General features: G+C 69.7%; 9 protein-coding genes. 6 read left to right on the top strand and 3 right to left on the bottom strand.

Features of this window, described 5'->3' with window-relative positions:
• Positions 1-174 precede the first annotated feature (174 nt).
• Together GAS53_RS46450 and GAS53_RS46445 are read left to right on the top strand one after the other, a co-directional pair.
• A complete protein-coding gene (locus tag GAS53_RS46450; protein WP_151483831.1) occupies positions 175-4,077 on the top strand; it encodes an AAA family ATPase in 3,903 nt (1,300 codons plus the stop codon).
• Between the two features lie 263 nt (positions 4,078-4,340).
• Complete coding sequence (locus tag GAS53_RS46445; protein ID WP_151483830.1) at positions 4,341-5,759, top strand: sugar porter family MFS transporter; 1,419 nt, start codon at positions 4,341-4,343, stop codon at positions 5,757-5,759.
• A 102-nt stretch (positions 5,760-5,861) separates the two neighbouring features.
• Here GAS53_RS46445 and GAS53_RS46440 read toward each other — a convergent pair whose 3' ends face one another.
• On the bottom strand, positions 5,862-6,836 hold the full coding sequence (locus tag GAS53_RS46440) for an LLM class flavin-dependent oxidoreductase (RefSeq protein ID WP_151483829.1): 975 nt from the start codon (positions 6,834-6,836) through the stop codon (positions 5,862-5,864).
• Positions 6,837-6,900: 64 nt separating this feature from the next.
• Positions 6,901-7,080 carry a hypothetical protein gene (locus tag GAS53_RS46435; RefSeq protein WP_151483828.1) on the bottom strand — a complete coding sequence of 60 codons (180 nt, stop codon included), beginning with the start codon at positions 7,078-7,080 and terminating at the stop codon, positions 6,901-6,903.
• A gap of 147 nt (positions 7,081-7,227) precedes the next feature.
• On the opposite strand from GAS53_RS46435, the gene ftsY reads away from it, so the two are divergent.
• Complete coding sequence (gene ftsY, locus GAS53_RS46430) at positions 7,228-8,439, top strand: signal recognition particle-docking protein FtsY (RefSeq protein WP_151483827.1); 1,212 nt, start codon at positions 7,228-7,230, stop codon at positions 8,437-8,439.
• A gap of 336 nt (positions 8,440-8,775) precedes the next feature.
• Here the strand turns inward: ftsY and GAS53_RS46420 are convergent, their stop codons facing one another.
• Positions 8,776-9,429 (bottom strand): bifunctional DNA primase/polymerase, encoded by a 654-nt coding sequence (locus tag GAS53_RS46420; protein WP_151483826.1) that lies wholly within the window; start codon positions 9,427-9,429, stop codon positions 8,776-8,778.
• A 438-nt stretch (positions 9,430-9,867) separates the two neighbouring features.
• Here GAS53_RS46420 and nsdA point away from each other — a divergent pair, with 438 nt between their 5' ends.
• The 3 genes from nsdA (at position 9,868) to GAS53_RS46405 (ending at position 13,344) form a co-directional block, all read left to right on the top strand.
• Complete coding sequence (gene nsdA, locus GAS53_RS46415) at positions 9,868-11,352, top strand: transcriptional repressor NsdA (RefSeq protein WP_151483825.1); 1,485 nt, start codon at positions 9,868-9,870, stop codon at positions 11,350-11,352.
• Positions 11,353-11,665: 313 nt separating this feature from the next.
• Positions 11,666-13,009: an ammonium transporter gene (locus GAS53_RS46410; RefSeq protein WP_151483824.1), complete on the top strand. Its 1,344-nt coding sequence runs from the start codon at positions 11,666-11,668 to the stop codon at positions 13,007-13,009.
• The gene (locus GAS53_RS46405) at positions 13,006-13,344 is read left to right on the top strand and encodes a P-II family nitrogen regulator (protein ID WP_151483823.1); all 339 of its coding nucleotides are present in this window, start codon (positions 13,006-13,008) and stop codon (positions 13,342-13,344) included. Before GAS53_RS46410 ends, GAS53_RS46405 begins: the two co-directional genes overlap by 4 nt.
• The last annotated feature ends 84 nt before the right edge of the window (positions 13,345-13,428 follow it).

Below are 13,428 nucleotides of genomic sequence, written 5' to 3'. Positions count from 1 at the left end.
AACAGGCTGTCCGTGTCAGCCGCTAACAGAGTTGCAAGGGACGCTTCGGCGTCCCTTCTTTCTTGCTCCCGCGCATTCCCACACTCTCTTTAACGTCTGGTGTGCCCTGCACGTTCATGGGTGAAACCGCGCGTTCATGGAGTGAGACCGACCCGGAAGGTAGAGTCCGGCTGCGTGCACCTCAAGGCCCTGACCCTGCGCGGGTTCAAATCGTTCGCCTCGGCGACCACGCTGCGGTTCGAGCCGGGCATCACCTGTGTCGTGGGCCCCAACGGTTCGGGCAAGTCCAACGTCGTGGACGCGCTCAGCTGGGTCATGGGCGAGCAGGGTGCCAAGTCGCTGCGCGGCGGCAAGATGGAGGACGTCATCTTCGCCGGCACCACCGGGCGGCCCCCGCTCGGCCGCGCCGAGGTGTCCCTCACGATCGACAACTCCGACGGGGCGCTGCCCATCGAGTACGCCGAGGTCACCATCACGCGGATCATGTTCCGCAACGGCGGCAGCGAGTACCAGCTCAACGGCGACACCTGCCGTCTCCTCGACATCCAGGAACTCCTCTCCGACTCCGGCATCGGCCGCGAGATGCACGTCATCGTCGGACAGGGCCAGCTCGACTCCGTCCTGCACGCCGATCCGATGGGCCGCCGCGCCTTCATCGAGGAGGCCGCGGGCGTCCTCAAGCACCGCAAGCGCAAGGAGAAGGCGCTGCGGAAGCTCGACGCGATGCAGGCCAACCTCGCGCGTGTCCAGGACCTCACGGACGAGCTGCGACGGCAGTTGAAGCCGCTCGGCCGGCAGGCCGCCGTCGCCCGCCGGGCCGCCGTGATCCAGGCCGACCTCCGGGACGCCCGGCTGCGGCTGCTCGCCGACGATCTCGTACGCCTCCGAGGGTCGCTCCAGGCGGAGATCGCCGACGAGGCCGCGCTCAAGGAACGCAAGGAGGCCGCCGAGGCCGAGCTGAAGAAGGCGACACAGCGGGAGGCGATGCTGGAGGGCGAGGTACGGCGGCTTACCCCCCGTCTTCAGCGGGCCCAGCAGAGCTGGTACGAGCTGTCGCAGCTGGCCGAGCGGGTGCGCGGCACGGTCTCGCTGGCGGACGCCCGGGTCAAGAGCGCGACCGCCCAGCCGCCCGAGGAGCGGCGTGGGCGCGACCCCGAGGACATGGAGCGCGAGGCCGCGCGGATCCGCGAGCAGGAGGCCGAGCTGGAAGCGGCTCTGGAAGCGGCCGAGCGCGCACTGGAGGACACCGTTGCTCACCGGGCCGATCTTGAGCGCGAACTGGCCATGGAGGAGCGGCGCCTGAAGGACGTGGCCCGCGCAATCGCCGACCGCCGCGAAGGCCTCGCCCGGCTGAACGGCCAGGTCAACGCCGCCCGTTCGCGCGCCGCCTCTGCCCAGGCCGAGATCGACCGCCTCGCCTCCGCCCGCGACGAGGCCCAGGAACGTGCCGTCGCCGCCCAGGAGGAGTACGAGCAGCTCAAGGCCGAGGTCGACGGACTGGACGCCGGCGACGAGGAACTCGCCGAGCGGCACGAGGCGGCCAAGCGCGCCCTCGCCGACGCCGAGTCCACCCTGACCGCGGCCCGCGAGGCGGTCACCGCGGCCGAACGCAAGCGCGCGGCCACCCAGGCCCGCCACGAGGCCTTGGCCATGGGCCTGCGCCGCAAGGACGGCACGGGCGCGCTGCTCGCGGCGAAGGACCGGCTGTCGGGCCTGCTCGGCCCGGCGGCGGAACTGCTCTCGGTCACTCACGGCTACGAGGTCGCGGTGGCCGCCGCCTTCGGCGCCGCGGCGGACGCCATCGCGGTGACCACCCCCGCATCGGCCGCGGACGCCATCCGCCTGCTGCGCAAACAGGACGGGGGGCGCGCGGCGCTGTTGCTGGCGGGGGCGCCGGAGGAGCCGGCGGGCGCGCCGGGATCGCCGGCCCGAGACGGCGTCCGGCGCCCGGTGGCGCCGGAAGGGACAGACAGTGACGTCGCGGAACCGGGTGGGCCGGGCGTCCGCGGCTCGGAGGGGCTGCGGGACGCCGGCGACGCTGCCCCACAGGACCCGCAGGACCCACAGGACCCACAGGGCGGACCCGTTGGAGATCACCCCGGCGGCGACCCCGGCGAGGCACGGCACCCGGGAACACCGGATTCGTTCGCTGCGTACGGCGCCCCCGACGACGTACGCGAGGGCCGGCCTGTCGAGGGAGCCGACGAGCGGTCCTCGGGGGTCGAGCCGCATCACGCCGCCACCGGCGACGTACGTCGGCAGCCGCGTCCCGGCGGCCCTCCCTTCGCCGCCGATCTCGTCCGCGCGCCTTCCGACCTGATGCCTGCCGTATGGCGATTGCTGCGCGGCATCGTCGTGGTGGGGACGCTCGAGGACGCCGAGGATCTTGTCTACGCGCGGCCCGAGTTGACCGCCGTGACCGTCGAAGGGGACCTGCTCGGGGCGCACTTCGCGCAGGGCGGGTCCGCCGGGGCGCCGAGTCTGCTCGAGGTCCAGGCATCCGTCGACGAGGCGGCGGCCGAGCTGGAAGAACTGGGCGTGCTGTGCGAGGAGTTGACCGAAGCGCAGCACCGCGCAGCCGAGCAGCGCAAGGAACGGGCCGCCCTCGTCGAAGAGTTGGGCGAGCGGCGGCGGGCCGTCGAGCGGGAGAAGTCCGGGTTCGCGCAGCAGCTCGGGCGGTTGGCCGGGCAGGCGCGGGGTGCCGCCGGAGAGGCCGAGCGGAGCACCGCCGCGGCCGCCCGGGCACAGGAAGCTCTCGACAGGGCCGTACAGGAGGCGGAGGAGCTGGCCGAACGGCTCGCCGTCGCCGAGGAGATGCCGGTCGAGGAGGAACCCGACACCTCCGTACGGGACCGGCTGGCGGCCGACGGGGCCAACGCGCGGCAGACCGAGATGGAGGCCCGGCTCCAGGTGCGTACGCACGAGGAGCGGGTCAAGGGCCTTGCCGGGCGGGCCGATTCGCTCGACCGGGCCGCCCGCGCCGAACGCGAGGCACGCGCGCGTGCCGAGCAGCGCAGGGCAAGGCTGCGGCACGAGGCCGCCGTCGCCGAGGCCGTCGCCTCCGGGGCCCGGCAGTTGCTCGCGCACGTCGAGATCTCGCTCGGCCGGGCGGACGAGGAGCGCACGGCCGCGGAGAGCGCCAAGGCGCGGCGGGAGCAGGATCTCGTCGTCGCCCGTAACGAGGGCCGTGACCTCAAGGCCGAGCTCGACAAGCTCACCGACTCGGTGCACCGCGGTGAGGTGCTCGGGGCCGAGAAGCGGCTGCGGATAGAGCAGTTGGAGGCGAAGGCGCTGGAGGAGCTGGGGGTCGAACCGGCGGGGCTGATCGCGGACTTCGGGCCCGACCAGCTGGTGCCGCCCTCGCTGCCCGCCGAGGGCGAGGAGCTGCCGGACGACCCGGAGCATCCGCGCAACCAGCCCCGGCCGTTCCACCGTTCCGAGCAGGAGAAGCGGCTCAAGTCGGCCGAGCGGGCGTATCAGCAGCTCGGGAAGGTCAACCCGCTTGCCCTGGAGGAGTTCGCCGCGCTGGAGGAGCGCCACAAGTTCCTCAGCGAGCAGCTGGAGGACCTGAAGAAGACGCGTGCCGATCTTCTTCAGGTGGTGAAGGAGGTCGACGAGCGGGTCGAGCAGGTCTTCACCGAGGCGTTCTGGGATACGGCGCGGGAGTTCGAAGGGGTCTTCAGCAGGCTGTTCCCCGGAGGGGAAGGGCGACTGATCCTGACCGATCCCGACAACATGCTCACCACAGGTGTCGATGTGGAGGCGCGGCCGCCGGGGAAGAAGGTCAAGCGGCTGTCGTTGCTGTCCGGTGGGGAGCGGTCGCTGACCGCCGTCGCGATGCTTGTGTCGATCTTCAAGGCCCGGCCCAGTCCGTTCTATGTGATGGACGAGGTGGAGGCGGCCCTCGACGACACCAATCTGCAGCGGCTGATCCGGATCATGCAGGAGCTGCAGGAGGCTTCGCAGCTGATCGTGATCACGCACCAGAAGCGGACGATGGAAGTCGCCGACGCGCTGTACGGGGTGTCCATGCAGGGGGACGGGGTGTCGAAGGTGATCAGTCAGCGGCTGCGCTGACCGACTGCTGCCCTGACCGACGACCGTGCAGACGCCGAGGGGCTGCACCGTTTCCATTCCTTCAAGAGTCGAACGTAAAACTCTTACCTGCGCCTTCCCTGGTTCATAACACCCCGTCTTGACTTCGAAACCTGAAGGCATAGTCTCTGAAGCATCGCTTTTACCTTCAGGTGATCGGTGGCGTGACACCATGCCATTGGTAGGACCATCTGGAAGGGCTTACTTTCACGCCGGCAGCGTTGCCGGGGGCCCGAGGAGTTCACGTGACCAGCACAGCGCAGGCATCCAAGTCAGGAGCCCGGGAAGCTCATCCCGAGCATCTCTCCCACGTCATCTTCATCGCGGCGGCGGCCGCGATGGGCGGATTCCTCTTCGGTTACGACAGTGCCGTGATCAACGGCGCCGTCGAGGCCATCAGGGACCGTTACGACATCGGCTCCGCGGCCCTGGCCCAGGTCATCGCCATCGCGCTGATCGGCTGTGCCATCGGTGCCGCCACCGCGGGCCGCATCGCCGACCGCATCGGCCGTATCCGCTGTATGCAGATCTCGGCCGCGCTGTTCATCGTCAGCGCCGTCGGATCCGCCCTGCCCTTCGCCCTGTACGACCTCGCCTTCTGGCGCGTCGTCGGCGGCTTCGCCATCGGCATGGCCTCCGTCATCGGCCCGGCCTACATCGCCGAGGTCGCCCCGGCCGCCTACCGCGGACGGCTCGGCTCCTTCCAGCAGGCCGCGATCGTCATCGGCATCGCCATCTCCCAGCTGGTCAACTGGGGCATCCTCAACGCCGCCGGCGGCGACCAGCGCGGCGAGATCATGGGCCTGGAAGCCTGGCAGGTCATGCTCGGCGTCATGGTCATCCCGGCCGTCCTCTACGGTCTGCTCTCCTTCGCGATCCCCGAGTCCCCGCGCTTCCTGATCTCCGTCGGCAAGGAGACGCGCGCCCGCGAGGTGCTCGCCGAGGTCGAGGGCAAGGACGTCGACCTGGACGCCCGCGTGCTGGAGATCGAGCACGCCATGAAGAGCGAGCACAAGTCGGTCTTCAAGGACCTGCTCGGCGGCAGCTTCTTCTTCAAGCCGATCGTCTGGATCGGTATCGGCCTCTCGGTCTTCCAGCAGTTCGTCGGCATCAACGTCGCGTTCTACTACTCCTCGACGCTGTGGCAGTCGGTCGGCGTCGACCCGACGGAGTCGTTCTTCTACTCGTTCACCACGTCGATCATCAACATCATCGGCACCGTGATCGCCATGATCTTCGTCGACCGCATCGGCCGCAGGCCCCTCGCGCTCATCGGTTCCGTGGGCATGGTCGTCGGTCTCGCCCTGGAGGCCTGGGCCTTCTCCTTCGACCTCGTCGACGGCAAGCTGCCGGCCACCCAGGGCTGGGTCGCCCTGATCGCCGCCCACGTGTTCGTCCTCTTCTTCGCCCTCTCCTGGGGTGTCGTCGTCTGGGTCTTCCTCGGCGAGATGTTCCCCAACAAGATCCGCGCCGCCGCCCTCGGCGTCGCCGCCTCCGCGCAGTGGATCGCCAACTGGGCCATCACCGCGAGCTTCCCGTCGCTCGCCGACTGGAACCTCTCCGTCACCTACGTGATCTACACGGTCTTCGCCGCGCTCTCCATCCCGTTCGTGCTCAAGTTCGTGACGGAGACCAAGGGCAAGACCCTGGAGGAGATGGGCTAGCCCACCACACAGGCCCGAGGAGAAGGGCCAAGTCCCCGCTGCCTCTCTCCTCGTACTCGTAGGACGTACTGCCCCGGCTCGGCCCTCGAGGACCTCGCGGTCCTAGAGGTCCTTGAGCCGGGGCAGTACGTTCTCGCAGAACAGGTGCATGCTGCGCCAGCCCTCGTCGACCGGCATCCCGCCGGACAGCGGATGGAGTACGTAGCTGTCGAGGCCCTGCGCCAGACACTCGTCCGGCGTGACGATCCGGTACACGCCCTCGGCGCGCAGCTCGTCGACCGTCGTGGCCGCCGACTTCACCGCCGAGCGGATGTCCGCGGACTGCCAGGACGCGTACGTCCGCGCCTCGTGCAGGAAGTGCTCGCCGTGCTCGGCCCAGACACGGTCCGGGTCCTCGGCGAGATGCAGCAGCGGGGTGACCGCCGGAGGCATCATGGTCCAGCCCTCCGTGCCGTACTCCACAAGCCGCTCCTTGTAGTACGCCTCCAGCTCCGGCAGATGCGCGCTCGGGAAGAACGGCAGCCCGAGCCGGGCCGCACGCCGGGCCGCCGCCTTCGAGGAGCCCCCGACCAGCAGCAAGGGGTGCGGATCCGAGAAGGGACGCGGGGTGACCCGTACCGTACGGCCGCGGTACTCGAACTCCTCGCCGCTCCACGCCTTCAGCAGCGTCTCCAGGAGCTCGTCCTGGAGCCTGCCGCGCCGCTTCCACTCCACGTCGAAGAGCGCGTACTCCTCAGGGCGGTAGCCGATCCCGGCGACGGTCACCAGTCGCCCGCCGCTCAGCAGATCCAGTACGGCGATGTCCTCGGCCAGCCTCAGCGGATCGTGCAGCGGGCCGATGATCGCCGAGACGGTGACCGCGATCCGGCGGGTCGCGCCGAAGACCGCGCCCGCGAAGGCGAAGGGCGACGGCAGCCAGTTGTTGGCGACGCCGTGGTGCTCCTCGGTCTGCACGGTGGTCATCCCGCGGTCGTCGGCGTAAGCGGCCATCTCCAGCGCGGCCTTGTAGCGGGCACTGAGCGAGGCGGGCGTGGCGCCGGGCTCAACGAGATTGAAACGTACGACCGTTACGGGCATGGGAAAGTCCCCCTTCGCCGAGCGGGTGGGGTGCCGATGAAGGGGGACGGTAGCTGACGGATCGTCAGACGGCCAGAGTCGCGGACTTGTTGACGGACTCAGGGGCGGGTGCGGCGACCCGGCCGAGGGTGAAGCCCGCCGAACGCATCGGTATCGCGTCGATCAGCAGCGTGCCGACCAGGGCCTGCCAGAAGTACAGGTTGTACGGGACGACCAGGCTCGGGGCCATCGTGGGGAGCGGCATTGCTGATGGCGAGAAGGCGTGTCACGGCCCACATCCGGGCTTCCCGCCGACGCGAGGTCGGGCGGCCGCCCGACCCGGCCCGTAGGACATACAGCCCTGCGCGGACAACGAACGGCCGGGTGGGAGGTCCCGCATACTGGTCCCGTTATGGAAATCGTCATCCTTGCTGTAGTCATCGCCCTGGTCGTGATCGGCGCGCTCGGCGGGCTCGTGATCGGCAGTCGCAAGCGGAAGCAGCTGCCCCCGCCGCCGCCCGCCGCCCCCGACATCACCGCTCCGCCGGCCGAGCCGCATATCGGCGACGAGGCCGAGACGCCGCGCGAAGAACCGCGCCGCACGATAGAGGAGGTGGATCTTCCGGACGCCTCGGCGACCGCTCCGGTCGTCGTCGAGGAGCCCGCGCCGGTCGTCGAAGCACCCCCGGTCGAGATCCCCGAGCCGACCGCCGGCCGTCTGGTGCGCCTGCGCGCCCGGCTCTCCCGCTCGCAGAACGCGCTCGGCAAGGGGCTGCTCACGCTCCTCTCGCGCGAGCACCTCGACGAGGACACCTGGGAAGAGATCGAGGACACGCTGCTCACCGCCGACGTCGGCGTGCAGCCCACCCAGGAGCTGGTCGAGCGGCTGCGCGAGCGCGTGAAGGTGCTCGGCACGCGGACGCCGGAGGAGCTGCGCAGTCTGCTGCGTGAGGAGCTGCTCACCCTGCTCGTGCCCGACTTCGACCGCACCGTGAACACCGAGTCCGGTCTGGACACCCCGGGCATCGTGATGGTCGTCGGGGTCAACGGCACCGGCAAGACCACCACCACCGGCAAGCTCGCGCGCGTGCTCGTCGCCGACGGCAAGCATGTGGTGCTCGGCGCGGCCGACACCTTCCGTGCCGCCGCCGCCGACCAGCTGCAGACCTGGGGCGAGCGGGTCGGCGCCCGTACCGTGCGGGGGCCCGAGGGCGGCGACCCCGCGTCCATCGCCTTCGACGCCGTCAAGGAAGGCATCCAGGAGGGTGCGGACGCCGTCATCATCGACACCGCGGGCCGGCTGCACACCAAGACCGGCCTCATGGACGAGCTCGGCAAGGTCAAGCGCGTCGTCGAGAAGCACGCCCCGCTGGACGAGGTGCTGCTCGTCCTGGACGCCACGACCGGTCAGAACGGCCTGGTGCAGGCTCGTGTCTTCGCCGAGGTCGTCGACATCACCGGCATCGTCCTGACCAAGCTCGACGGCACGGCCAAGGGCGGCATCGTCATCGCCGTCCAGCGTGAGCTGGGCGTACCCGTCAAGCTCATCGGCCTCGGCGAGGGCGCGGACGACCTGGCCCCGTTCGAGCCGGAGGCGTTCGTGGATGCGCTCATCGGCGAGTAGCAGCAGCTGCGGATGTCGTCTCCACCCACGTGCCGCAACCAACAATTGAGGAACCCCGACGGCGATCAGCCAGGTTCGCGAGAGCGGCGCCGGTTCAGGTCCTGTCTCCCCGATCTTCGCGGGCGCACGACGCCTGGCACGGCACCTCGCCGCACGGCCGCATCACCCAAGTACATCCAGTACGAGGGCGATGCGGCCGCACGCCGATGCACCGCACCAGACGCCGCGCGCTGATCCGCGAAGATCGGGGAGACAGGACCTAGGCGCAAAAAGGGGAAGGACCCCGCCACATGGTGCAGATGCGGTGGGGTCCTTCGCTGTTGCCGCCCGCCAGGGCTACGCGCGTGACCGGTGTGCCACGTACGCCAGTGTTCCCAGCAGCAGCCGGGCGGCCGGTGGCTTCGTGGCCGAGTCGAGGGCGGGGGAGCGGAGCCAGCGGACCGGGCCGAGGCCGCCGCGGTCGGAGGGCGGGGCCGTAATGTACGCGCCGGGGCCCAGGCCGTGCAGGTCGAGCGTGGCGTCGTCCCAGCCCATGCGGTAGAGCAGCTCTGGCAGCTCGGCCGCGGCGCCGGGGGCGACGAAGAAGTGGGCGCGGCCGTCCGGGGTGGCGGTCACCGGGCCCAGTGGAAGCCCCATGCGCTCGAGGCGGACCAGGGCGCGCCGTCCGGCCGGCTCGGCGACCTCGATGACGTCGAAGGCGCGGCCCACGGGGAGCATCACCGCGGCGCCGGGGAACTCGCCCCAGGCCTCGGTCGCCTCGTCCAGTGTGGCGCCGGCCGGGACGACGGGCGCGAAGTCCAGGGGGTGCGCGCCGGGTGCCGGGCAGTCGGCCCGGCCGCACGAGCAGGCCCCCGCCGCCGTCCGGGCGCCGGGCACCACGTCCCAGCCCCACAGTCCGGTGAACTCGGCCACGGCGGTGCACTCTGACGAGCGGCCGCGGCGACGCGATCCGGACCGGATTTCGCGGATGCCGCCGATCGTGAAGCCCATGCCCCCTCCAACGGGTCCAGCGCGCCGGTGGTTACGTGACGGAATTGGAACGTAACTCTCCGTTCCCACCCCTGCGCGGTCCATGCAGCGCCCGGTTGTATCACGGGTGGTGCGCACGGCTTTGCGCGCCCCGGTGTGCATCGTTCCGCCCACTTCCGGCCGTCATGTGTCAAGTGAATCGCGTGCAGGCCACCGGGAGTTCATTCGAAGGGGTGGCGAAAGGTGGCGTTTCCGGGATCGCCATGGCTGGAGGGGTGATCGTAGGATTACTGTGAGTGCACGAGTCCTGGGGACGCATGCACTTGTGGGTATGCCGGAGGCAACTCGGCCTCCCGTTCGATGGGTGAGAACCGCCGGACGGGCGACCCTGTGTACCGGCATTCTGGTAGGGCTTGGCGCACACAGCGCACAAGTGGTTTCAGGGATGGGGGCGTTCCAGTGGGCGGCAGCGGCGGAAGCGGGACGACCGCGACTGGCACGGACAAGCGCCCCAATGAGCTGTTGGGCTCGTGGTTCGTGCGCAGCGGCTGGTCCAAGGGCGAGCTGGCACGCCAAGTGAACCGCAGAGCACGCCAGTTGGGAGCCAACCACATCTCGACGGACACTTCGCGCGTCCGCCGCTGGCTGGACGGGGAGAATCCGCGCGAGCCGATCCCGCGCATCCTGTCCGAGCTGTTCTCCGAGCGTTTCGGCTGTGTGGTCGCCGTCGAGGACCTGGGCCTGCGCGCCGCGCACCAGTCACCGTCCGTGTCCGGGGTCGACCTCCCCTGGACCGGCCCGCAGACCGTCGCTCTGATCAGTGAGTACTCGCGCAGCGACCTGATGCTGGCGCGGCGCGGCTTCCTCGGCACGTCACTGGCCCTCTCCGCGGGGCCTTCGCTGATCGAGCCCATGCAGCGCTGGCTGGTGCCCAGCCCCTCCGCCTCCCGCGAGCAGCCCGAGCCCGCCGCCGCCTCGCGCCGCCCCGGCCGGCTCTCCCAGCCCGAGCTGGACCTCCTCGAGTCCACCACCGTGATGTTCCGCCAGTGGGACGCCCAGTGCGGCGGCGGTCTGCGCCGCAAGGCGGTCGTCGGCCAGCTGCACGAGGTGACCGACCTCCTCCAGGAGCCCCAGCCCGAGGCCACCACCAAGCGGCTGTTCAAGGTCGCCGCCGAGCTGGCCGAGCTGGCCGGCTGGATGAGCTACGACGTCGGGCTCCAGCCCACCGCGCAGAAGTACTTCGTCCTCGCCCTGCACGCCGCCAAGGAAGCCGCCGACAAGCCCCTGGGCTCGTACATCCTCTCCAGCATGAGCCGCCAGATGATCCACCTCGGCCGGCCCGACGACGCGCTGGAACTGATCCACCTCGCCCAGTACGGAAGCCGGGACTGCGCGAGCCCGCGCACCCAGTCCATGCTGTATGCGATGGAGGCCCGCGCCTACGCCAATATGGGGCAGCCCGGGAAGTGCAAGCGAGCCGTCCGGATGGCCGAGGACACCTTCGAGGACGCCGTCGAGGTCGACGAGCCCGACCCCGACTGGATCCGCTTCTTCTCCGAGGCCGAGCTGCACGGCGAGAACTCCCACTCGTACCGCGATCTCGCCTACGTCGCGGGCCGCAGCCCCACGTACGCCTCGCTGGCCGAGCCCGTGATGCAGAAGGCCGTCGACCTCTTCGAGAAGGACACCGAGCACCAGCGTTCGTACGCACTCAACCTCATCGGGATGGGCACGGTGCACCTGCTCCAGAAGGAGCCCGAGCAGAGCGCGGTGCTTGTGAAGAAGGCGCTCACGATCGCCAAGAAGGTGCGCTCCGAGCGGGTCAACACTCGTATCCGAAAGACCGTCGACACGGCCGTACGCGATTTCGGGGATCTCGCCGCCGTCGTGGATCTGACCGACCAACTGGCCGTTGACCTGCCCGAGACCGCCGAGGCGGTCTGACCCCAGTACCCCGGCCGTGGCCGCCGTCCTTAACAGCCCGACTCGGCTCCCCCCATGCCAGGTCATCGGACGGTCGGCCGCGGCCGGTTTCTCACCTTCGACGAAGGTTGCGCCACGATAACGATCGATGTCACCACTATCCGGCGGTTCATCGAGGCGTAACACACAGAGCCTCTTCGTCACTGCGGCGAAACATTCAGGGGCGCCGGTCGAAACCGCGCTGCGCCAATCTCTGGCGCATAACCGGCCCACCCCTCATAACCGCTCATGGCTTCGCCCGCACGGGGCCGTACCAATTGACGAGGAGACGCCGATGGCACAAGCCATCACGCTTGCCGCAGACGCTCCCACGCTGTCTGCCGCCAACACCGGGTTCATGCTCATCTGTTCCGCCCTGGTGCTGATCATGACGCCCGGTCTGGCCTTCTTCTACGGAGGCATGGTCCGGGTCAAGAGCACCCTGAACATGCTGATGATGAGCTTCATCAGCATGGGGATCGTCACCATCCTGTGGGTGCTCTACGGCTTCTCGCTCGCCTTCGGCACCGACTCGGGCAGCATCATCGGCTGGTCCTCGGACTACGTGGGCCTCAGCGGAATCGGCATCACGCAGCTCTGGGACGGCTACACGATCCCGATCTACGTCTTCGCCGTCTTCCAGCTGATGTTCGCGATCATCACGCCCGCCCTGATCAGCGGCGCGCTCGCGGACCGCGTGAAGTTCACGTCCTGGGCGCTGTTCGTCGCCCTGTGGGCCACCGTCGTCTACTTCCCGGTCGCGCACTGGGTATGGGGCGCGGGCGGCTGGGCCTTCGAGCTCGGTGTCATCGACTTCGCCGGCGGTACGGCGGTCCACATCAACGCCGGTGCCGCGGCACTCGGTGTGATCCTCGTGATCGGCAAGCGCGTCGGGTTCAAGAAGGACCCGATGCGCCCGCACAGCCTGCCGCTGGTCATGCTCGGCGCCGGTCTGCTGTGGTTCGGCTGGTTCGGCTTCAACGCCGGCTCGTGGCTCGGCAACGACGACGGCGTCGGCGCGCTGATGTTCATCAACACGCAGATCGCCACCGCCGCGGCCATGCTGGCCTGGCTTGCCTACGAGAAGATCCGCCACGGCGCGTTCACCACGCTCGGTGCCGCCTCCGGCGCGGTCGCCGGTCTGGTCGCCATCACCCCGTCCGGTGGTGCCGTGTCCCCGCTCGGCGCGATCGCCGTCGGTGTCGTCGCCGGTGTGCTCTGCGCCATGGCCGTGGGCCTGAAGTACAAGTTCGGCTATGACGACTCGCTCGACGTGGTCGGTGTCCACCTGGTCGGCGGTGTCGTGGGCTCCCTGCTCATCGGCTTCCTCGCCACCGGCGGCGGCCAGTCCGACGTGGCGGGCCTCTTCTACGGCGGCGGACTCGACCAGTTCTGGAAGCAGTGTGCCGGTGTCTTCGCGGTCCTCGCCTACTCCCTCGTCGCCTCCGCGGTGCTCGCCTTCCTGATCGACAAGACGATCGGGATGCGGGTCTCCGAGGACGAAGAGGTCGCGGGCATCGACCAGGCGGAGCACGCCGAGACCGCATACGACTTCAGCGGTGCCGGTGGCGGTTCGGCCTTCAGCTCCGCATCACCCGCCCCGGCTAAGGACGCCTCGGCCAAGAAGGTGGACGCATGAAGCTCATCACCGCCGTCGTGAAGCCCCACCGGCTCGACGAGATCAAGGAAGCCCTGCAGGCCTTCGGCGTGCACGGCCTGACGGTCACCGAGGCGAGCGGCTACGGTCGTCAGCGGGGCCACACCGAGGTCTACCGTGGTGCCGAGTACACCGTCGACCTGGTCCCCAAGATCCGTATCGAGGTGCTGGCCGAGGACGACGACGCCGAGCAGCTGCTCGACGTCATCGTGAAGGCGGCCCGTACCGGCAAGATCGGAGACGGCAAGGTCTGGTCCATCCCGGTCGAGACGGCCGTCCGAGTCCGGACCGGCGAGCGCGGACCCGACGCGCTGTAAAGAGAAGAAGAACAGGAGCCACTGGGTGACGAGTACGGACGTGCGTACGGAAGCAGAGGACTCGGGACCCAGCGGCTATGCGGC

It is taken from the genome of Streptomyces albicerus, assembly GCF_008905045.1.
Lineage (GTDB): Bacteria > Actinomycetota > Actinomycetes > Streptomycetales > Streptomycetaceae > Streptomyces > Streptomyces albicerus.
This window is presented reverse-complemented; position numbering and strand designations above follow the sequence as displayed.